Annotated in this window: 18 protein-coding genes and 2 tRNA genes; 11 read left to right on the forward strand and 9 right to left on the reverse strand. The window is 66.3% G+C overall.

Going from position 1 to position 18,916, the window contains the following annotated elements; genetic code table 11:
- Nucleotides 1-132: 132 nt before the first annotated feature.
- Nucleotides 133-1,161 carry an NAD(P)H-dependent glycerol-3-phosphate dehydrogenase gene (locus N416_RS0116845; protein WP_024443277.1) on the reverse strand — a complete coding sequence of 343 codons (1,029 nt, stop codon included), beginning with the start codon at nucleotides 1,159-1,161 and terminating at the stop codon, nucleotides 133-135.
- A 184-nt stretch (nucleotides 1,162-1,345) separates the two neighbouring features.
- Here N416_RS0116845 and cofC point away from each other — a divergent pair, with 184 nt between their 5' ends.
- Genes cofC through N416_RS0116860 form a run of 3 tightly spaced genes read left to right on the forward strand, consistent with a single transcriptional unit; the run spans nucleotide 1,346 to nucleotide 5,205 of the window.
- On the forward strand, nucleotides 1,346-2,026 hold the full coding sequence (gene cofC / locus N416_RS0116850) for a 2-phospho-L-lactate guanylyltransferase (protein ID WP_024443278.1): 681 nt from the start codon (nucleotides 1,346-1,348) through the stop codon (nucleotides 2,024-2,026).
- A complete protein-coding gene (locus tag N416_RS0116855; RefSeq protein WP_024443279.1) occupies nucleotides 2,016-4,223 on the forward strand; it encodes an RNA degradosome polyphosphate kinase in 2,208 nt (735 codons plus the stop codon). Before cofC ends, N416_RS0116855 begins: the two co-directional genes overlap by 11 nt.
- 49 nt (nucleotides 4,224-4,272) lie before the next feature.
- Complete coding sequence (locus tag N416_RS0116860) at nucleotides 4,273-5,205, forward strand: NUDIX hydrolase (protein WP_051190295.1); 933 nt, start codon at nucleotides 4,273-4,275, stop codon at nucleotides 5,203-5,205.
- A 48-nt stretch (nucleotides 5,206-5,253) separates the two neighbouring features.
- Here N416_RS0116860 and N416_RS0116865 read toward each other — a convergent pair whose 3' ends face one another.
- From N416_RS0116865 to leuC, 3 genes are all read right to left on the reverse strand, one after another.
- Nucleotides 5,254-5,967 carry an HU family DNA-binding protein gene (locus N416_RS0116865; protein WP_024443281.1) on the reverse strand — a complete coding sequence of 238 codons (714 nt, stop codon included), beginning with the start codon at nucleotides 5,965-5,967 and terminating at the stop codon, nucleotides 5,254-5,256.
- A gap of 188 nt (nucleotides 5,968-6,155) precedes the next feature.
- Nucleotides 6,156-6,752 carry a 3-isopropylmalate dehydratase small subunit gene (leuD, locus tag N416_RS0116870; protein WP_024443282.1) on the reverse strand — a complete coding sequence of 199 codons (597 nt, stop codon included), beginning with the start codon at nucleotides 6,750-6,752 and terminating at the stop codon, nucleotides 6,156-6,158.
- Between the two features lie 28 nt (nucleotides 6,753-6,780).
- Nucleotides 6,781-8,199 carry a 3-isopropylmalate dehydratase large subunit gene (gene leuC / locus N416_RS0116875; RefSeq protein ID WP_036458328.1) on the reverse strand — a complete coding sequence of 473 codons (1,419 nt, stop codon included), beginning with the start codon at nucleotides 8,197-8,199 and terminating at the stop codon, nucleotides 6,781-6,783.
- 55 nt (nucleotides 8,200-8,254) lie between these two features.
- Between leuC and N416_RS0116880 the strand changes: the two genes are divergently transcribed.
- Both N416_RS0116880 and N416_RS0116885 read left to right on the forward strand, forming a co-directional pair.
- Nucleotides 8,255-8,956 carry an IclR family transcriptional regulator gene (locus tag N416_RS0116880; protein WP_024443284.1) on the forward strand — a complete coding sequence of 234 codons (702 nt, stop codon included), beginning with the start codon at nucleotides 8,255-8,257 and terminating at the stop codon, nucleotides 8,954-8,956.
- A gap of 95 nt (nucleotides 8,957-9,051) precedes the next feature.
- The gene (locus N416_RS0116885) at nucleotides 9,052-9,552 is read left to right on the forward strand and encodes a pyridoxamine 5'-phosphate oxidase family protein (protein ID WP_024443285.1); all 501 of its coding nucleotides are present in this window, start codon (nucleotides 9,052-9,054) and stop codon (nucleotides 9,550-9,552) included.
- 63 nt (nucleotides 9,553-9,615) lie between these two features.
- Here N416_RS0116885 and N416_RS0116890 read toward each other — a convergent pair.
- The 4 genes from N416_RS0116890 to N416_RS0116905 all read right to left on the reverse strand — a co-directional run bounded on the left by N416_RS0116890 (nucleotide 9,616) and on the right by N416_RS0116905 (nucleotide 12,190).
- Nucleotides 9,616-9,688, reverse strand: a tRNA-Glu gene (locus tag N416_RS0116890).
- Between the two features lie 73 nt (nucleotides 9,689-9,761).
- A tRNA-Gln gene (locus N416_RS0116895) sits at nucleotides 9,762-9,833 on the reverse strand.
- A gap of 99 nt (nucleotides 9,834-9,932) precedes the next feature.
- Complete coding sequence (gltX, locus tag N416_RS0116900; RefSeq protein WP_081654608.1) at nucleotides 9,933-11,405, reverse strand: glutamate--tRNA ligase; 1,473 nt, start codon at nucleotides 11,403-11,405, stop codon at nucleotides 9,933-9,935.
- Complete coding sequence (locus N416_RS0116905) at nucleotides 11,402-12,190, reverse strand: fumarylacetoacetate hydrolase family protein (protein WP_024443287.1); 789 nt, start codon at nucleotides 12,188-12,190, stop codon at nucleotides 11,402-11,404. The genes gltX and N416_RS0116905 overlap by 4 nt, the downstream gene beginning before the upstream one ends.
- A gap of 182 nt (nucleotides 12,191-12,372) precedes the next feature.
- On the opposite strand from N416_RS0116905, the gene N416_RS0116910 reads away from it, so the two are divergent.
- From N416_RS0116910 to N416_RS0116935, 6 genes are all read left to right on the forward strand, one after another.
- Entirely contained in the window at nucleotides 12,373-13,629 is a 1,257-nt protein-coding gene (locus N416_RS0116910) for an MFS transporter (RefSeq protein ID WP_024443288.1), read from the forward strand.
- A 26-nt stretch (nucleotides 13,630-13,655) separates the two neighbouring features.
- Nucleotides 13,656-14,222, forward strand: a complete 567-nt coding sequence (locus N416_RS0116915) for a GNAT family N-acetyltransferase (RefSeq protein ID WP_024443289.1) — start codon at nucleotides 13,656-13,658, stop codon at nucleotides 14,220-14,222.
- Nucleotides 14,223-14,410: 188 nt separating this feature from the next.
- On the forward strand, nucleotides 14,411-15,688 hold the full coding sequence (gene ectB, locus N416_RS0116920) for a diaminobutyrate--2-oxoglutarate transaminase (RefSeq protein ID WP_024443290.1): 1,278 nt from the start codon (nucleotides 14,411-14,413) through the stop codon (nucleotides 15,686-15,688).
- Nucleotides 15,685-16,092, forward strand: coding sequence for an ectoine synthase (locus tag N416_RS0116925; RefSeq protein ID WP_024443291.1), 408 nt, complete (start codon nucleotides 15,685-15,687; stop codon nucleotides 16,090-16,092). The genes ectB and N416_RS0116925 overlap by 4 nt, the downstream gene beginning before the upstream one ends.
- 8 nt (nucleotides 16,093-16,100) lie before the next feature.
- Nucleotides 16,101-16,991, forward strand: a complete 891-nt coding sequence (gene thpD, locus N416_RS0116930) for an ectoine hydroxylase (protein WP_024443292.1) — start codon at nucleotides 16,101-16,103, stop codon at nucleotides 16,989-16,991.
- A gap of 27 nt (nucleotides 16,992-17,018) precedes the next feature.
- Nucleotides 17,019-17,510: a DUF3830 family protein gene (locus N416_RS0116935; protein WP_024443293.1), complete on the forward strand. Its 492-nt coding sequence runs from the start codon at nucleotides 17,019-17,021 to the stop codon at nucleotides 17,508-17,510.
- A 30-nt stretch (nucleotides 17,511-17,540) separates the two neighbouring features.
- Here N416_RS0116935 and N416_RS0116940 read toward each other — a convergent pair whose 3' ends face one another.
- Complete coding sequence (locus N416_RS0116940) at nucleotides 17,541-18,911, reverse strand: amidase (RefSeq protein ID WP_024443294.1); 1,371 nt, start codon at nucleotides 18,909-18,911, stop codon at nucleotides 17,541-17,543.
- Nucleotides 18,912-18,916: the final 5 nt, after the last annotated feature.

The raw sequence follows: 18,916 nt of genomic DNA on the forward strand, positions 1-18,916 counted from the left end.
CCAGAGGCTACCGGGCGGTTAGCGAGCCTCGACGGAGGAGAGGCGAAGCTGGACCGCCCCATCAAGTCCAGCGGTTAGCGAGCCTCGACGGAGGAGAGGCGAAGCTGGACCGCCCCATAAACCGGAGGCCGGTTACTCCGGTTTGGTGCGACGTCCCAGCAGCAGCGCCACCGCCTCGTTGACTGACGACCCTTTGTGGCAAACCCGGTGCACGGCATCGGTCAGCGGCATCTCCACGTCGTAGCTCATCGCCAGGGCCAGCACCGACTGGCACGATGTCACGCCTTCGACGACATGGCCGTCGGAGGTGCTCTGCAATCCGGCCGACCCGGGCACCGGTGGCATCTCCTCGCCGCGGCCCAGCCGTTCGCCGAACGAGCGGTTGCGTGAGTGCGGGGATGTGCAGGTGGCCACCAAATCGCCCACTCCCGCCAAGCCGGCCAGGGTGGAGCCCTTAGCCCCCAGCGCGACTCCCAGACGAATGATCTCCGCCAGACCCCGGGTGATGATGGCGGCCGCCGTGTTCTCACCCAGCCCCACTCCGGCCGCCATCCCGCAGGCCAAGGCGATGACGTTCTTACAGGCCCCGCCGATCTCGGTGCCGACGATGTCGGAGTTGGTGTAGGGCCGGAAGTATCCCGTGTTGAGCATCCGCTGAAGTGCCACCGCACGACCGGAGTCCGTGCAGGCCACCACGGTCGCAGCGGGCTGTCCGGCGGCGATCTCCGCCGCCAGGTTGGGACCGGACACCACCGCGACCTGACCGGGATCGAATCCCGTCACCGCCGTGATCACCTGGCTCATCCGCATCAGCGTGCCCAGCTCAATGCCCTTGGCGACGCTGACCAGCGTGGCGCTGTCGGTCAGGTGCGGCGTCCATGCTTGGAGATTGGCCCGCATCGTCTGCGCCGGCACGGCCAGCACCACGGTGGTCAAGCCGTCCAGCGCCTCGGCCGGGTCACTGGTGGCGCGCACCGCCTCGGGAACCTCAAAACCCGGCAGATAGTCGGGGTTGCGCCGGGTCTCGTTGATCTGCGCGGCGATGTCGGGCCGGCGTGCCCAGAGTCTGACGTCGCTGCCGGCGTCGGCGAGCACCTTGGCCAGAGCCGTCCCCCACGCGCCCGCGCCCATCACTGCGACCGTGCCCTCGGAGCCGCCCATCGCACACCACCTCCCTATAGGCGCATCACCTTAGCGGTGATCGCAAGCGCGGCGGAGCCGGGCGAAGCGGGTCACCGCCAACGACCCAGCGGTGATCGCAAGCGCGGCGGAGCCGGGCGAAGCGGGTCACCGCCAACGACCCAGCGCGCGGAACTCCTAGCCCGACGCTGGCAGGATGTGATGTGTGAACTCCGCACCGGCTGAGGTATCCGGCATCGGCCTGGTCATTGCCGTCAAGCGGCTCAGTGTGGCCAAGACCCGGCTGGCGCCGGCGTTTCCCGCACCGCTGCGCGAAGCCGTAGTGCTGGCCATGCTGGTGGACACCATCAGTGCGGCTTCGGCCGCCCGCGGACTGGAGCACATCACGGTGGTCACCCCCGACGAGGCGGCCGCTGCGGCCGCCGCCGAACTGGGAGCCGAGGTGTTGGAGGACCCGACGCCAGACGGTCACGACGACCCGCTGAACAACGCGCTCGCTGCGGCCGAAGCCGCGGTGACCGAGTCCGTACCGAACATCGTTGTGTTGCAAGGTGATTTGCCAGCTTTGCAATCCTACGAACTCGATGAGGCGATCGCCTCGGCACGAACCCACCAGCGCAGCTTCGTCGCTGACCGGCATGGAATGGGTACCGCCGCGCTCTTCGCTTTCGGCACCGCCCTGGACCCCCGCTTCGGCCGGGATTCCTCGAACCGTCACCGCCAATCGGGAGCGCTGGAATTGACCGGTGCCTGGCCCGGCCTGCGCTGTGACATCGACACACCGGAAGATCTGGCGGTGGCACGACGACTCGGCGTGGGCACGGCAACGGCCCGTGCGCTTGCACTTGCCAAGTCCGGTGGCAGCGGCACGCGGTATGAGCAATGATTTCGGAGTGGACGAAATCGAGGGCAGCGAACTCACTGAGACGCGTAGCGACACGACTGACCGGCATACGCGCGACGCCGCTCCGACCGCCCCTCCCGCTGCCACCGAGACTCTTCCGGCCGGCTATACCGACGAATTGCCCGCGGACCGCTATCTCAACCGGGAACTGAGCTGGCTGGACTTCAACGCGCGAGTGCTGGCGCTGGCCGCCGACACCTCCTTGCCGCTGCTGGAGCGGGCCAAGTTCCTGGCGATCTTCGCCTCCAATCTCGACGAGTTCTACATGGTCCGAGTCGCCGGCCTCAAACGCCGCGATGAGATGGGTCTGTCGGTGCGCTCGGCCGACGGCCTGACCCCCCGTGAGCAATTGCGCCGCATCGGGGAACGGACCCAGCAGATCGCCACCCGCCATGCGGGGGTGTTCCTCGACTCCGTCCGCCCTGCGCTTGCCGCCGAAGGCATCCACGTGGTCACGTGGGCCGATCTCCTACCGGCCGAGCGCGACCAGCTGTCGGTGTACTTCCACGAGCAGGTGTTCCCGGTGCTGACACCGCTGGCGGTCGACCCGGCCCACCCGTTCCCGTTCGTCAGTGGGCTCAGCTTGAACCTGGCGGTGACGGTAAAGCGCCCCGAGGACGGCGGCAGTCACTTCGCGCGGGTCAAGGTCCCCGACAACGTCGACCGTTTCGTCGAACTTGACGCCCGCGCCAACGGCGGCGACGGCCGTGACGAGGTCCGGTTCTTGCCGATGGAGGAGCTGATCGCGGCGTTCCTGCCGGTGTTGTTCCCCGGCATGGAGATCGTCGAGCATCACGCGTTCCGCATCACCCGCAACGCCGATTTCGAGGTCGAAGAGGACCGCGATGAAGACCTGTTGCAGGCCTTGGAACGCGAGCTGGCGCGGCGCCGGTTCGGGTCGCCGGTTCGCCTCGAGGTCGCCGACGACATGACCGAGCACATGCTGGAGTTGCTGTTGCGGGAGCTCGACGTGGACCCCGGTGACGTCATCGAGGTGCCCGGCCTCCTGGACCTGTCATCGCTGTGGCAGGTCTACGGCCAGGACCGGCCCGATCTCAAGGACCGCACCTTCGTCCCGGCCACCCACCCGGCGTTCGCCGAACGGGAAACCCCCAAAAGCATTTTCGCCACCCTGCGGGAGGGCGATGTGTTGGTACATCACCCCTACGACTCGTTCGCCACCAGCGTGCAGCGGTTCATCGAACAGGCTGCGGCCGACCCGGGCGTGCTGGCGATCAAGCAGACGCTCTACCGCACCTCCGGTGATTCACCGATCGTCACCGCGCTGATCGACGCGGCAGAGGCCGGCAAGCAGGTGGTGGCACTCGTCGAGATCAAGGCCCGCTTCGACGAGCAGGCCAACATCAAGTGGGCCCGCAAGCTGGAGCAGGCCGGCGTGCACGTGGTGTACGGCCTGATCGGACTGAAAACCCACTGCAAGGTCTGCCTCGTCGTGCGTCGCGAAGGGTCCACGATCCGGCGTTACTGCCATATCGGAACCGGCAACTACAACTCCAAGACCGCTCGCCTCTATGAAGATGTGGGGCTGCTCACCGCCGACCCGGACATCGGTGCCGACCTGACCGACCTGTTCAACTCGTTGACTGGCTATTCGCGGAAAGTCGCCTATCGCAACCTGTTGGTGGCACCACACGGTGTCCGGACCGGGATCATCGAACGCATCGAACGTGAGGTCGCGGCGCACCGCCACTCCGGCAACGGACGGATCCGGCTCAAGCTCAACTCACTGGTCGACGAGCAGGTGATCGACGCGCTCTACCGCGCCTCTCGCGCGGGTGTGCAAGTTGAATTGTTCGTTCGCGGTATCTGCGCACTGCGGCCCGGGGTCGAGGGCTTTTCCGAAAACATCCTCGTCCGATCGATTCTCGGTCGTTTCCTGGAGCACTCGCGCATCATCCACTTCCGCGCCATCGACGAATTCTGGATCGGCAGCGCCGACATGATGCACCGCAATCTCGATCGCCGGGTCGAAGTGATGGTGCAGGTGAAGAACCCGCGGCTGACCACACAATTGGGCGACGTGTTCGACTCCGCAATGGATCCGGCCACCCGCAGCTGGGAGCTCGGACCCGACGGCCAGTGGACAGCGGAACCGCAAGCCGGCGCCACCGTGTGCGATCACCAGGCGTCGCTGATGGAACGACACCGCAATCCCTGACCCCCGGCCCACCGCCCGCAAAGCCCGAATTGACCTGCAGGAGTGCAAGGTGCTCGAAACGACAGTGCCGATTGGCTCCGGGACCGCAGACAAGGTCATCCACGCCGCCGGCGCGGTGCTGTGGCGGACGCGACGCAATGCCGTTGAGGTGGCCCTCATCCACCGCCCGCGCTACGACGACTGGTCACTGCCCAAGGGCAAGGTCGATCCCGGCGAGACCGAGCCGGTGACAGCTGTGCGCGAGATCCTGGAAGAGACCGGCCAGCACGCACAGCTGGGCCGCCGACTGGGAGCGGTCCGCTATCCGGTCAGCCAAGGCGTCAAGAAGGTCCGGTACTGGGCTGCACAGGCGGTGGGCGGAGACTTCGTCCCCAACCACGAGGTCGACGATCTGGTCTGGCTACCGGTCGACGCCGCGATGAAGGAACTGCAGTATGCCTATGACCGGAAGATACTGCGGCGGTTCGCCAAGCAGCCCGCGGACACCCAAACGGTACTGATCGTGCGGCACGCTACCGCTGGGCGTCGGTCCCGGTTCTCCGGCGATGACCGACAGCGGCCGCTGGACAAGAAGGGCCGCGCACAGGCCGAGGCGCTCACCGCTCAGCTGCTCGCCTTCGGCGCGAGCGCGGTGTATGCGGCCGACCGGGTGCGCTGCGAGCAGACGGTCGAGCCACTGGCCGCCGAACTCGGGGTGCCCGTGCACAACGAGCCGACGCTGACGGAAGAGTCCTACGCTGAGCACCCGAAGCAGGCCCGCCGCCGGGTGGTGGAGATCGCGAAATTGGGCGGGACACCCGTTATCTGTACCCAAGGCAAGGTGATTCCAGACCTGATCGCCTGGTGGTGCGACCGCGATGGCGTCAGCCCGGACAAATCCCGCAATCGCAAGGGCAGCACCTGGGTGCTGTCACTGTCGGGTGGCCGGCTGATCGCCGCCGACCACATCGGTAGCCCGCTGGCTACTCAAGCGCTGGTATGAACGACCGAGCGCCGCGGGGATAACCCCGCGGCGCTCGGCTATTCGTTGCTACTTGCGACCCTTACGGGCCGGAGCCTTGGTGGCTTTCTTGGCCGGAGCCTTCTTCGCCACGGCCTTGGTGGCTGCCTTCTTGGCGACAACCTTCTTGGCCGGAGCCTTGGTCGCTGCCTTCTTGGCGGCAACCTTCTTGGCGGGAGCCTTGGTCACGGCCTTCTTGGCCGGAGCCTTGGTCGCTGCCTTCTTCGCGACAACCTTCTTGGCCGGAGCCTTGGCGGCTGCCTTGGTCGCGGCCTTCTTGGCCGGAGCCTTCTTGGCAGGCGCGGCCTTGGTCGCAGCCTTCTTCGCGACAGCTTTCTTGGCCGGAGCCTTGGCGGCAGTCTTCTTGGCAGCGGCCTTGGTGGCCTTCTTGGCCGGAGCCTTCTTGGCAGGCGCGGCGCTGGCACCAGCACCACGCTTGACGGCCAGACCCTCGGACGGGACACGCTGCGCGCCAGAAACAATCGCCTTGAACTGCGCACCTGGGCGGAAGGCGGGGACGGACGTGGGCTTCACCTTGACCGTTTCACCGGTGCGGGGATTGCGGGCCACGCGCGCGGCGCGACGACGACGCTCAAAAACGCCGAACCCGGTGATGGTGACGCTCTCACCCTTGTGGACAGCGCGCACAATGGCATTGACGAAATGCTCGACGGCTTCGGTCGCCGACCGGCGGTCGGTGTCCAATTCCTTTGTGAGCACCTCGATGAGCTCTGCTTTGTTCATCCAATCCCTCCGAAACCAGTGGCCCTACTTGAGCCGACTAGAGCACACGGTAAACCCTGATACCACTGATATCCAAGAGCCACGCGCAATTTCAGACGAGATTATGGGCGAATTCGGCAATCCGGTTAGCTACCTCGGATGCTTACGTGAACGTCGAAACCACCGGAATTCAGCTCCGGCGCGGGCCCTCAAGAAGCCGACAGGGTGCGCGGTTTCCAGCTCGGACGGGCTGCCTCGAATGAGTCGATCTCTTCGAGTTTCCGCAGCGTAAGGCCTATATCGTCGAGCCCTTCGGATAACCGCCAGGCGGTGTAGTCGTCAATCGTGAACGCCACCACCACCGTTCCGGCGGTGATAATCCGATCTTGAAGATTGACAGTGATTTCCAGCCCCGGGCTCTGCTCGATCACTTTCCACAGCAGTTCCACATCATCTTGGGCCACCTGGGCCGCCAGCAGACCGGCCTTGCCCGCATTGCCGCGGAAGATGTCGGCAAATCGGGAAGAGATCACCACCCGGAAACCGTAGTCGAGTAGCGCCCACACCGCGTGCTCCCGCGACGATCCGGTGCCGAAGTCCGGTCCGGCCACCAGCACCGAACCTTGGTCGAATGGGCTGAGATTCAGCACGAAGGACGGATCGGTCCGCCATGTGGCGAACAGGCCGTCCTCAAATCCCGTCCGGGTGATGCGCTTCAGATAGACCGCGGGAATGATCTGGTCGGTGTCGACATTGGACCGCCGCAGCGGGACTCCGATTCCGGTGTGGGTGTGGAAAGCGTCCATGACTAGGCTCCTTTGAGTACCGTGGCGGTCAGTTCAAGTCCTGGGGGGCCGACAGCGTCCCACGGACGGCGGTGGCGGCGGCCACGACCGGGGACACCAGATGGGTGCGTCCGCCCTTGCCCTGCCGGCCCTCGAAGTTGCGGTTGGACGTCGACGCGGATCGCTGCCCCGGCTCCAGCTGATCGGGATTCATCCCCAGGCACATTGAGCAGCCGGGCTGGCGCCATTCGGCTCCGGCGGCGATGAAAATCTCCGAGAGGCCTTCGGCTTCGGCTTGTTTGCGCACGCGCATCGAACCCGGCACCACGAGCATCCGCACGCCGTCGGCAACCTGACGCCCGCGCAGAACATCCGCCACCGCACGCAGGTCCTCGATACGACCGTTGGTGCACGAGCCGACGAATACCGTGTCGACCGAGATATCGCGCATCGGGGTGCCGGGTTGAAGGTCCATGTACGCCAACGCCTTCTCTGCGGCTCGCCGCTCGGCCTCGTCGGGGATGGCCTCGGGGTCGGGCACGTCGGCGCCCAGCGGGACGCCTTGGCCGGGATTGGTGCCCCAGGTCACGAACGGCGTCAGCGCATCCGCGTCCAGGTGGACCTCGGTGTCGAACGTTGCACCCGGGTCGGTGCGCAGGCTGCTCCAATACGCCACGGCGGCGTCCCAGTCCGCACCGGTCGGCGCGTGCGGCCGTCCGCGGAGGTACTCGTACGTGGTCTCATCAGGGGCAACCATGCCGGCCCGGGCGCCAGCCTCAATGCTCATGTTGCAGATCGTCATCCGCGCCTCCATGGACAGCGCCTCAATGGCACTGCCCCGGTATTCGATGACGTAGCCCTGGCCGCCACCGGTGCCGATCTGGGCGATCACCGCCAAGATGATGTCCTTGGCCGTAACGCCGTCGGCGAGCTTCCCGTCGACATTGACCGCCATTGTCTTGAACGGCTTCAGCGGCAACGTCTGGGTGGCCAGCACGTGCTCGACCTCGGAGGTGCCGATACCCATCGCCAGCGCACCGAACGCGCCGTGGGTGGAGGTGTGGCTGTCGCCGCAGACCACCGTCGTGCCGGGCTGGGTGAGCCCCAGCTGGGGCCCGATGATGTGCACGATCCCCTGATCGATATCGCCCATCGGGTGCAACCGGATACCGAACTCGGCGCAGTTGTGCCGCAGTGTCTCGACCTGCGTACGCGACACGGGGTCGGCGATCGGCTTGTCGATGTCGACCGTCGGCACGTTGTGGTCCTCGGTGGCGATGGTCAGATCCGGGCGCCGTACCGGACGACCGGCCAGCCGCAGCCCCTCAAAAGCCTGCGGGCTGGTGACCTCATGTACCAAGTGCAGGTCGATGTAGATGAGATCGGGTTCGGTCCCCCCGCCGGAAACCACGACGTGGTCTGCCCAGACCTTCTCGGCCAGGGTGCGAGGCTGCTCGGTCTTGAACATCACTGCCATCCCTCAAGCTATGCCGTCCCATATTTTGAGACGCTAGTATCTGTATATGGGACAGCATAGCGGTATCGGCGTTCTGGACAAAGCAGTGGCGGTGCTCCACTCAATCGCCGAATCGCCCTGCGGGCTAGCTGAACTGTGCGACCGCACCGGCCTGCCCCGCGCCACCGCGCACCGGCTGGCCGCCGGCCTGGAGACCCACCGGCTGCTCGGGCGTGACGATGAGGGCCGCTGGCAGATCGGGCCGGCGGTCAGCGAACTGGCGGTCGGCGCCGACGATCCGCTTCGGGTGGCCGGCGCGACCGTGCTGCCGCGGCTGCGAGAGATCACCGGGGAGAGCGTGCAGCTGTATCGCCGTGAAGGCTCCGAACGGGTCTGCGTTGCGGCGCTGGAACCGACTGCGGGGCTGCGAGACACCGTCCCGGTCGGCGCCCGGCTGCCGATGACCGCCGGCTCGGGCGCCAAAGTCTTGCTGGCCTACGCCGACGCAGCCGTGCAACAGGAAGTGCTGCCGGAGGCCAAATTCACCAGCCGCACCCTTACAGAGATGCGCCGCCGGGGCTGGGCGCAAAGCGTCGCCGAGCGCGAACCCGGCGTAGCCAGCGTGTCAGCGCCGGTGCGCGATCGCCGCGGCACCGTGGTAGCAGCGATCTCGGTGTCGGGCCCGATTGACCGGATGGGTCGACGCCCGGGGGCGCGCTGGGCCGCCGACCTGCTCGCGGCGGCCAGCGACCTGACGGCCCGACTGTGACCGCGAGCAGACACAAAAGCCCCCATTTCGTGGACGACAATGGGGACTTTGCGTCTGCTCGCCGGGTGATCTGGCCCGCCTGACAGACTGCAGAGATGGGAACCAAACAGCGCGCACAGATCGTCATGACCGAGGCCGAGGTCGCCGACTTCGTCGACACCCACCGCACCGGAACTTTGGCCACCATCGGGCCCGACGGCCAGCCGCACCTGACCGCGATGTGGTACGCGGTGCTCGACGGCGAGATCTGGCTCGAGACCAAGGCCAAGTCCCAGAAGGCGGTCAACCTGCGCCGCGATCCGCGGGTCACCTTCCTTCTGGAAGCCGGCCAGACGTACGACACGCTGCGCGGGGCGGCTTTCGAGGGCGTCGCGGAGATCGTCGACGACCCAGACACCATCTTCCGGGTGGGCGTCAGCGTCTGGGAGCGCTACACCGGCCCCTACACCGACGAGATGAAGCCCGCCGTCGACGCGATGATGAACAACCGGGTGGCTGTGCGCATCGTCACACGGCGCACCCGCTCCTGGGACCACCGCAAGCTCGGCTTGCCGGCCATGCCGCTGGCCGGTTCCACCGCTCCGAAGGGTGCCTGAGCCCGCTCAGCCGTCGGTCGAACGCAAAAGGCCCGCACCTTATGGTGCGGGCCTTTTGCGATGTACCCCCGATGGGATTCGAACCCACGCTACCGCCGTGAGAGGGCGGCGTCCTAGGCCGCTAGACGACGGGGGCTAGAACATTTCCGGGTTGCCAGCATAGCTCAACCCCTGCGGCCCGCCTAATCGCTTGCAGCGGACCGCTTTTGCTGGGGTACCAGGACTCGAACCTAGAATGGCTGAACCAGAATCAGCTGTGTTGCCAATTACACCATACCCCATTGGCCGGCCATTACCGCTGGTCAGAGTGCCGGTGGGGCACTACTGGCCAGCCGTTCTTGGGCCGACGAGCAGACTACCAAACTTCTAGCGCGAAGTTGTCATCGCGCTTCCCCAACACCGTCCCGGGCGCTCCGCAGCCGGTCCAAGCTGCGGTTAGAGCCCAACAGTTCCAGCGACTCGAACAGCGGTGGGCTGACCAATCCGCCGGAGACTCCGACCCGGATCGGGCCGAACGCCTTGCGGGGTTTGAGTCCCAGATCGTCCAGCAGCGCGGCCTTCAGCGCGGCCTCGATATTGGCGGTGCTCCACTCCCCCACGCCCTCCAGCGCGGCGATAGCCGCATCCAACACCGGAGCCGCGTCCGGGCCCAGCTCCTTGGCGGCGGCCCGCGGGTCCAGCTCGTAGTGGGAGTCGTTGAAGAACTTCAGCAGCGGCCAGGCGTCGCCGAGCACCACGATGCGGGTCTGTACCAGCGCCGCGGCCAGCGCGAAGCCGGTGTCGTCCAGGCCGGTGTCATGTCCGTGGGCGTCGAGGAAACTGCGCAACCGTGCGCTGAAGTCTTCGGCGTCGAGCAGCCGGATGTGCTCGGCGTTGAGTGCGTCAGCCTTCTTCTGGTCGAACCGGGCCGGGTTGGAGTTGACGTTGACCACATCGAACGCCGCGACCATCTCGTCGAGACTGAATACGTCGCGGTCGTCGGCGATAGACCAGCCCAGCAGCGCCAGATAGTTCAGCAGCCCCTCGGGGATGAAACCGCGGTCGCGGTGCGCGAAAAGGTTCGACTGCGGGTCACGCTTGGACAGCTTCTTGGTGCCCTCACCCAAAACGGTTGGCAGGTGGCCGAACTCTGGGATGCGATCAGCCACGCCGATGCGAATCAGCGCCTGATACAGCGCGATCTGGCGTGGCGTGGACGGCAACAGGTCCTCGCCGCGCAGCACGTGGGTGATCTTCATCATCGCGTCGTCAACCGGGTTGACCAACGTGTACAACGGATCCCCGTTGGCGCGGGTCAGCGCGAAATCGGGAACGGTGCCCGCCGGGAAGGATGTCTGCCCGCGCACCAGGTCCGCCCAGCTGAGCTCGGTGTCGGGCATCCGCAGCCGAACTACCGGCTTGCGGCCCTCGGCCAGGAAAGCGGCCCGCTGCTCCGCAGTCAGCTCCCGGTCGAAGTTGTCGTAGCCCAGTTTGGGGTTCCGGCCAGCGGCAAGGTGACGAGCCTCGACCTCCTCGGGGGTCGAGAACGCTTCGTAAGCCTCGCCGGCCGCGAGCAACTGCACCACCACATCACGGTGGATGTCGGCGCGCTGCGACTGCCGGTACGGACCGTAGGGGCCGCCTACCTCGGGTCCCTCATCCCAGTCCAGATGCAGCCAGCGCAGCGCGTCCAGCAGCGCCAAGTAGCTTTCCTCACTGTCGCGTTCGGCGTCGGTGTCCTCCACCCGGAAGACCATGGTTCCGCCGGTGTGGCGGGCGTAAGCCCAGTTGAACAGGGCGGTGCGGATCAACCCGACGTGCGGCGTGCCGGTCGGTGACGGACAGAACCGAACACGAACACCAGATGTGGTCACGAGTTTCCTTTGCGGATAACCGGATTGGACAGGGCGCCAATGCCTTCGATGGAGACAGACACGGTGTCACCGTGCTCGATGGGGCCGACACCGTCAGGGGTGCCGGTCAGAAGGATGTCGCCGGGCAGCAGCGTCATCACCGCAGAGATCCACTCCACGATGGCGCCGATGTCGTGCATCATCAGCGAAGTCCTGCTGTCCTGCTTCACCACCCCATTGACCTCGGTGCGAATCGCCAGGTCAGCTGGGTCAACGTCGGTGACTATCCAGGGTCCGATCGGACAGAAGGTGTCATGGCCTTTAGCCCGGGTCCACTGCCCGTCGGACTGCTGCTGGTCACGGGCCGACACGTCGTTGCCGATGGTGTAACCCAAGATGTTGTCCTTGGCCCGCGCTGCCGGAACGTCCTTGCACGGACGCGAGATAACCACGGCCAGCTCGCCTTCGAAGTGCACGGGGGACGCATTGGCGGGCAGCTGAATCGGCACATTGGGCCCGATGATGGCGGTGTTCGGCTTGAGGAACATCGTCGGGTTGGCCGGTGCGGCGCCGCCCATCTCGGCGATATGGGCCGCGTAGTTCTTCCCGATGCAGACCACCTTGCTCGCCAGGATCGGTGCCAGCAGGCGCACGTCAGCCAGCGGCCAGGACCGGCCCGTGAACTCCGGTGTGCCAAACGGGTGCTCGGCGATCTCGCGGGCGGTCATCTCGTGTGGCCGGTCCGAGTCCCCTTCAATACTGACGAAGGCGACACCGTCCGGGCTGGCAATTCGGCCTAGTCGCATTCGCACAAGCCTAATGGCGATCACAAGCGCGGCGGAGCCGGGCGCAGTGGGTCGCCATCAACCAGCACAAGCCGATCACCAGCGCGGCGGAGCCGGGCGCAGTGGGTCGCGCGAAGAGACGCATCCGTCATCAATTGGCTCAGCTCGCGTCCCTGGTGGTGGGCCTGTGGAAGCATGGTCGGATGTCCGCCGAGCCGATCGGGAAAGCCGCTCGCTGGTCGGTCGTGGTCGTCGCTCTGATGGCCACGCTGTGTTCCTTCGTCTTCATCAACGGCATCGCCTTTGTCATCCCGATGCTGGAGACCAAAAGGGAAACCAACCTGGCAATGGCTGGCCTGCTGGCCTCGATGCCCAGCTTCGGCATGGTGCTAACCCTGTTCGCCTGGGGAGCGCTGCTGGACCGCATCGGCGAGCGGATCGTGTTGAGTGTTGGTTCCGCGTTGACCGCGCTGGCCACGTTCGCGGCGGCATCGATGCAGTCGCTGGTCGGCGTCGGGGCTTTCCTCTTTCTCGGAGGTATGGCCGCCGCCAGTGCCAACACTGCCAGCGGACGGTTGGTGACGGGCTGGTTTCCGCCTCACCAGCGCGGACTGGTGATGGGTATCCGCCAGACCGCGCAACCGTTGGGCATCGCGTTGGGAGCCGAGGTGATTCCCGAGCTGGCCGAGCACGGGCTGCCGCGGGCGCTGATGTTTCCGGCAACACTGTGTGCCGTTGCGGCGGTGGCGTGTGCGATCGGTGTCATCGATCCACCGCGCCGGCCACGGTCGGCGGCCTCCGGCACCGAACTGGCCAGCCCCTACAACGGGTCAAAGGTGCTGTGGCGCATCCACTTGTCTTCGGCTCTGTTAATGGTTCCGCAGTGTGTTCTCGCCACATTCATGCTGGTGTGGCTGATCGTGGACACCGACTGGTCGATCGCCGCCGCGGGCGGTCTGGTGACGGTGTCGCAGTTGCTCGGCGCCGCTGGGCGGGTGGCGGCCGGCCGGTGGTCCGATCGCGTGCGCTCGCGGCTGCGGCCGATTCGCAGCCTCGCCGTCGCCGGCGCGCTGGCGATGCTGGCGCTGGGGACCGCCGATCACCTGCACTCGCGTCTCGCCGAGGCGACGATGGTTATCGCGGCGGTTATCACCGTGCTGGACAACGGATTGGCCTCGACAGCTGTCGCCGAGATCGCCGGTCCGTACTGGAGTGGTCGCGCGCTGGGCATCCAGAACACCACCCAACGGCTGACCGCGGGCATCGCTCCCCCGCTCTTCGGTGCGCTGATCGGCGCCGCCGGCTACCCCGTGGCCTTCGCGCTGTGCGGACTGTTCCCCCTGGCCGCCCTGCGTCTGGTACCGGTGAGCGCCGAGCCCGATGGCCGCTCGGCGCTCGAAGCACTGCGGACCCTAGGAGTGCCGCCCGGGCCGCCGCCGGACACGCCAGCGCAGCCCTGAACCTGCCGGCAAGTACCGTCGAAACGATGACGGATACGGATCATGTCCGGCTTCGGACACCAACTGTGGCGGACGGCCAGGCCCTATGGCAGATGGCGGTCGACAGCGCCGCTCTCGACGTCAACTCGCCGTACGCCTACCTGCTGTGGTGCCGCGATTTCGCTTCTACCTCGGTAGTCGCCGAGGTAGAGGGCGAGGCCGGCGGTTCAGCGAGGCTCGACGCAGGAGAGCCGAAACTGGGACCGCCGCACAAACTCGGCGGCTTTGTCACCGGCTATCGGCGTCCCGAGGATCCGCAGGCCCTGATGGTCTGGCAGGTGGCTGTCAACGCCGCGCACCGGGGAGCCGGCCTGGCCGGCAGGATGCTCGATCACCTGGCGAGCACGCAGGTCACTCGAGGCGTTACTCATCTTGAGACCTCGATCACACCGGACAACGAGGCCAGCCGCCGACTGTTCGGCGCCTTCGCTCGGCGATGGGATGCACCACTGGAGTGTTCCGTGCTGTTCGGAGCGGATTTGTTCGCCGAATCTCATCTGGCAGAAGAACTGTTTCGCATCGGGCCGCTTCGGGTACCCCCACGTCGCCAGTGAGGGCGTGGCAAGGTTGAGATCACAAAATGGTCTCGGTAAGGTCACGAACGCGCAAACGTGAGCCCCGACAGACCTAGGCCGGGGGCATACGAGCGGGGTGGTAGGTCGAGCCGAGATCACCCGCGGCACGAGTTTGACGTCGACCTGTCGTTCCGTTCCGTTGTATGTGACCGACGGACGGAGGAACTATGACGATTTTTGAAACCCTGGAATCCGAGGTACGAAGTTATTGCCGGTCCTGGCCGGTGACGTTCGATCGGGCCAGTGGCTCCCGGATGTGGGATGTCAACGGCAAGGAGTATCTGGACTTTTTTGCCGGCGCCGGAGCGCTCAACTACGGCCACAACCACCCTGATCTGCGGGCGCCGCTAGTGGAGTACCTGAACTCGGATCGAGTGGTGCACTCCCTCGACATGAACACCGTCGCGAAGGCCGAGTTCCTGGAGCGCTTCAACGATGTGATCCTCAAGCCTCGCGAGCTCGACTACAAGGTGCAGTTTCCCGGGCCCACCGGGACCAACGCGGTGGAATCGGCGCTGAAACTGGTGCGCAAGGTCACCGGTCGCGAGAGCATCATCAGCTTTACCAACGCTTTTCACGGCATGACACTGGGTTCGCTGAGTGTCACCGGCAACTCGATGAAGCGCGGCGGCGCCGGTATCCCGCTGGTGCATGCCACGCCGATGCCCTATGACAACTACCTCGATGGCGTGGTGCCCGACTTCATCTGGTTCGAGCGTCTGCTCGATGACAGCGGCAGCGGCCTGAATGAGCCGGCGGGGGTGATCGTCGAGACCGTTCAGGGTGAAGGCGGAATCAACGTGGCCCGCCTGGAATGGTTGCGCGGCCTGTCTGAGCTGTGCCAGCGCCACAACCTGCTGCTGATCGTCGACGACGTCCAGATGGGCTGCGGGCGCACCGGACCGTTCTTCAGCTTCGAGGCGGCCGGAATAGTTCCCGACATCGTCTGCCTGTCCAAGTCGATCAGCGGGTACGGGCTGCCGATGGCGTTAACGCTGTTCAAGCCCGAACTTGACGTGTGGGAGCCGGGCGAGCACAACGGCACATTCCGCGGCCAGAACCCGTCCTTCGTGACCGCCGCTGCCGCACTGAACTTCTGGACCGACAACCGCTTGGAGAAGTCCGTACTGCGTAAGGGCGAACTGATCGAACAGGCGCTGACCGAAGTCGTGGACCCGATCCCCGGCGTCACCACCCGCGGCCGTGGGCTGATCCGCGGCGTGGCCTTCGAACGCCCCGAGCTGGCAGCGGCGGTATGCCGCGAGGCCTTCGAGCGCGGACTGCTGCTGGAGACCTCTGGACCGGAAGGCGAAGTCGTAAAAATGATGCCGCCGTTGGTCATTGACGATGACGACCTAGCCGAAGGTCTGATGATCGCCGCCCAGTCGATCGAAGCCGTCGCCGCCCGCGAACTCACCGCAACCACCTCAGGAGTCAGCCGATGATTGTCCGTACCCTCGCCGAGATCAAGGGCACCGACCGCGACGTGCAGTCCAAGACGTGGAACAGCCAGCGGCTGTTGCTGGCCCGCGACGGACAGCGGTTCTCGATGCACGAGACGTGCCTGTACGCCGGCACTGAGACCTCGATGTGGTACGCCAATCACGTTGAAGCGGTGTACTGCGTCGGCGGCGAAGGTGAGCTGATCAACGACGAGACCGGCGAGGTGCACCCGCTGCATGACGGCACCCTGTACCTGCTCGACGGTCACGAGCACCACCGGGTCATTGCCCACACCGATCTGCGCATGGTGTGCGTATTCGACCCGCCGGTCACCGGGCAGGAGGTGCACGACGACACCGGCGCGTACCCCCTGCTCACTGAACATCCGCAGGAGACGGCATCGTGACCCCTCCTATGGCCCAAACCCTCACCGACCGCTACCCCACGCGCAATAACGTCACGATCGGTATCGAACCCCGGCACGACCCGGTGGTCTGGACCGCAGCAGCCAACGGCGGGCCGTGGAGCCCGGCCAGTGTCGCGCAGTTCGACGCCGACGGATTTCTGGCCGTCGACACCCTGGTGGACGCCGATGTGGTCGCAGACCTGCGCAACGAGCTCGACCGCCTGCGGGCCGACGCCGCGCTGGCCGCCGACGACCGTTCGATCTGCGAGCGCGACAGCGGCCAGATCCGGTCGATCTTCGAGGTGCACCGGATCAGCCCGGCGTTCGCCGCGCTGGTCGCCGATCCGCGCCTGGTGGGACCGGCCCGTCAACTGCTCGGCTCCGATGTCTATGTGCACCAGAGCCGGGTCAACTTCAAGCCGGGGTTCAATGGCCGGGAGTTCTACTGGCACTCCGATTTTGAGACCTGGCACGCTGAAGACGGCATGCCCAGCCCTCGGGCGGTCAGCGTCTCGGTAGCCCTCACCGAGAACCTGGACAGCAACGGATCCCTGATGATCATGCCCGGTTCGCACCGTTGGTTCGTGTCGTGCCCGGGTCAGACCCCGCCGGATCACTACCGCTCGTCGCTCAAACAGCAGGAGATCGGCACACCCGACGATGCGAGCCTGACCTGGCTGGCCGATCAGCACGGGATTCGCCAGATCACCGGCCCGGCCGGGTCCGCGGTGTTCTTCGACAGCAACTGCATGCACGGCTCGAGCAGCAACATCACGCCGTATGCGCGCTCGAACGTCTTCATCGTCTACAACAGCGTGGACAACACCCTGGTGGAGCCGTTCGGCGCTGCCGTTCCGCGACCGACATTCATCGCCAGCCGCGTCTTCGACCCGGTCTAGACCCGGACGGAGAGGAAAGGGACTGCTGTGGCACGTTTCCTGTCCATCACGCTGACCGGGCGGGGGGTGTCGTGCCGCGCGCGCCTGCTCGACGAGCAGGCGCCCCTGACCTGCGCCGTGGTCTGGGAAGCGTTGCCCGTCGCCGGCCAGGCCTTTCACGGCAAGTACGCCCGCAACGAGGTCTACACGCTGTTGCCGCCGTTGGGTAGCCCGGGCCGGGAGAACACCACGGTCACGCCAATCCCCGGCGACGTCTGCTTCTTCGACTTCGACGCCGGTGACATCGGCAACCCCGCCTACGGATACGACGCGGACGGGCAAGCGAGTTCACCGCTGGGCGCCACGGACCTTGCGATATTCTACGGCCGCAACAACCTGCTGGTCAATGGCGATGTCGGGTGGGTGCCCGGCAACGTCTTCGCCACGATCGAGGACGGCCTGAGCGAGATGGCCGCCGCATGCAACGACTTGTGGATGGCCGGTGCGGTCGGGGAACAGTTGGCCTTCACTAGGGCCTAGCGAGGGGCCGGCAAGGGCGCGATCTACCGGTCAGGCCAAGACTCGCTCGGCGAACAGACCGGCCGCCAACACCAGATCGTCGCTGTGCCGGGGTCCGATGATCTGCATGCCGATCGGCAGCCCCTCCGATGTGGCGCCGATCGGAATGCTCAGCGCCGGCTGTTGAGTCATGTTGAACGGGTAGGTGAACGGCGTCCACTGCGCCCACCACCGCATATCGGATTCGGTCGGCACGTCGTGGCCGGCGGTGAAGGCCGCAATGGGCGTGGTCGGCGTGATCAAGAGGTTGTGCCGTTCGTGGAAGCGGCCCATGGTCAACCCCAGATCCACACTGACCTGGCGTGCGGCCAGATAGTCCACGCCCGACACCGCCGTGCCCCGGGCCCACATGTCGGCCAGGCCGGGGTCGACGAGCCCGCGGTCGCTCTCTCGGCCCCGCAGACTGCCCGCTGCCCCGGTCGCCCACAGCACCTCGAACGCGTCGATGGGGTCGGCGAAGCCGGGATCGGCTATCGAGACGTTCAATCCCGCGTCGGCCAGCGCCTGAACCGCCTCGGCCACCGCGGATTCGACTTGCGGGTCGACGTCCGCATATCCCAGAGTCGGCGAGTACGCGACGTCGAGACCGACCAGGTCGCGCCGGACTTCGCCACGGTAGGTCGTCAGAGTCGCCGGCAACGATGTGGGGTCGCGAAAGTCCGGCAGCGCGATGATGTCCATCAGCACCGCGGCGTCTTCGACGGTCCGGGTGATCGGGCCGGCGTGCGCCAGCGGCCCGAACGGACTGATCGGATACATCGGCACGCGGCCATGCGTGGGTTTGAAACCGACCACCCCGCAGAAACTCGCGGGGATCCGGATGCTTCCGCCGCCGTCTGTGCCGATAGCCAAGGGCGCCATTCCGGCCGCGACGGCGGCGGCGCTGCCACCCGAGGAGCCACCGGCGGTCCGGGTGGTGTCGGCGGGGTTGCGGGTGACGCCGGTACGGGGGCTGTCGGTGACGCCCTTCCACGCCAGTTCCGGGGTGGTCGTCTTGCCCAGCAGCACCATGCCGTCGTTTCGGATCTTGTCCACCGCCGGACTGTCATCGGGCCATGGCCCCGCCGCATCGGCGAGCAGCGATCCCCGCAAAGTCGGCCAACCGGCGGTGTGAAAGACGTCCTTGATCGCGATCGGCACCCCATCGAGCAGGCCCTTGGTGTAGTTGCCGCCCCAGCGGACCTCGGATTTACGGGCCTCCGACAGCGCAGCCTCTTCATCGACCAGACAGAAGGCGTTGACTTCGCCGTCACGTTCGCTGATCGCCGCGAGAGCGGCGGCGGTGGCTTCCACCGGCGACAGCTCACCGGAGGTGTAGGCGGCGACCAGTTGCAGAGCGGTCAGTTCAGTCGGCTCGGTCATGTCCG

The sequence above is a fragment of the Mycobacterium sp. UM_WGJ genome (assembly GCF_000455125.1).
Classification (GTDB): domain Bacteria; phylum Actinomycetota; class Actinomycetes; order Mycobacteriales; family Mycobacteriaceae; genus Mycobacterium.

What these genes read in the sequence shown, in the direction of transcription:
- N416_RS0116845 (WP_024443277.1), bottom strand. Translation starts at nt 1,161, where the DNA reads ATGGGCGGCTCCGAGGGCACGGTCGCAGTGATGGGCGCGGGCGCGTGG.
- N416_RS0116855 (WP_024443279.1), top strand. Translation starts at nt 2,016, where the DNA reads ATGAGCAATGATTTCGGAGTGGACGAAATCGAGGGCAGCGAACTCACT.
- N416_RS0116865 (WP_024443281.1), bottom strand. Translation starts at nt 5,967, where the DNA reads ATGAACAAAGCAGAGCTCATCGAGGTGCTCACAAAGGAATTGGACACC.
- leuD (WP_024443282.1), bottom strand. Translation starts at nt 6,752, where the DNA reads ATGGACGCTTTCCACACCCACACCGGAATCGGAGTCCCGCTGCGGCGG.
- leuC (WP_036458328.1), bottom strand. Translation starts at nt 8,199, where the DNA reads ATGTTCAAGACCGAGCAGCCTCGCACCCTGGCCGAGAAGGTCTGGGCA.
- N416_RS0116880 (WP_024443284.1), top strand. Translation starts at nt 8,255, where the DNA reads ATGGGACAGCATAGCGGTATCGGCGTTCTGGACAAAGCAGTGGCGGTG.
- N416_RS0116885 (WP_024443285.1), top strand. Translation starts at nt 9,052, where the DNA reads ATGGGAACCAAACAGCGCGCACAGATCGTCATGACCGAGGCCGAGGTC.
- N416_RS0116905 (WP_024443287.1), bottom strand. Translation starts at nt 12,190, where the DNA reads ATGCGACTAGGCCGAATTGCCAGCCCGGACGGTGTCGCCTTCGTCAGT.
- N416_RS0116910 (WP_024443288.1), top strand. Translation starts at nt 12,373, where the DNA reads ATGTCCGCCGAGCCGATCGGGAAAGCCGCTCGCTGGTCGGTCGTGGTC.
- N416_RS0116915 (WP_024443289.1), top strand. Translation starts at nt 13,656, where the DNA reads ATGACGGATACGGATCATGTCCGGCTTCGGACACCAACTGTGGCGGAC.
- ectB (WP_024443290.1), top strand. Translation starts at nt 14,411, where the DNA reads ATGACGATTTTTGAAACCCTGGAATCCGAGGTACGAAGTTATTGCCGG.
- N416_RS0116925 (WP_024443291.1), top strand. Translation starts at nt 15,685, where the DNA reads ATGATTGTCCGTACCCTCGCCGAGATCAAGGGCACCGACCGCGACGTG.
- thpD (WP_024443292.1), top strand. Translation starts at nt 16,101, where the DNA reads ATGGCCCAAACCCTCACCGACCGCTACCCCACGCGCAATAACGTCACG.
- N416_RS0116940 (WP_024443294.1), bottom strand. Translation starts at nt 18,911, where the DNA reads ATGACCGAGCCGACTGAACTGACCGCTCTGCAACTGGTCGCCGCCTAC.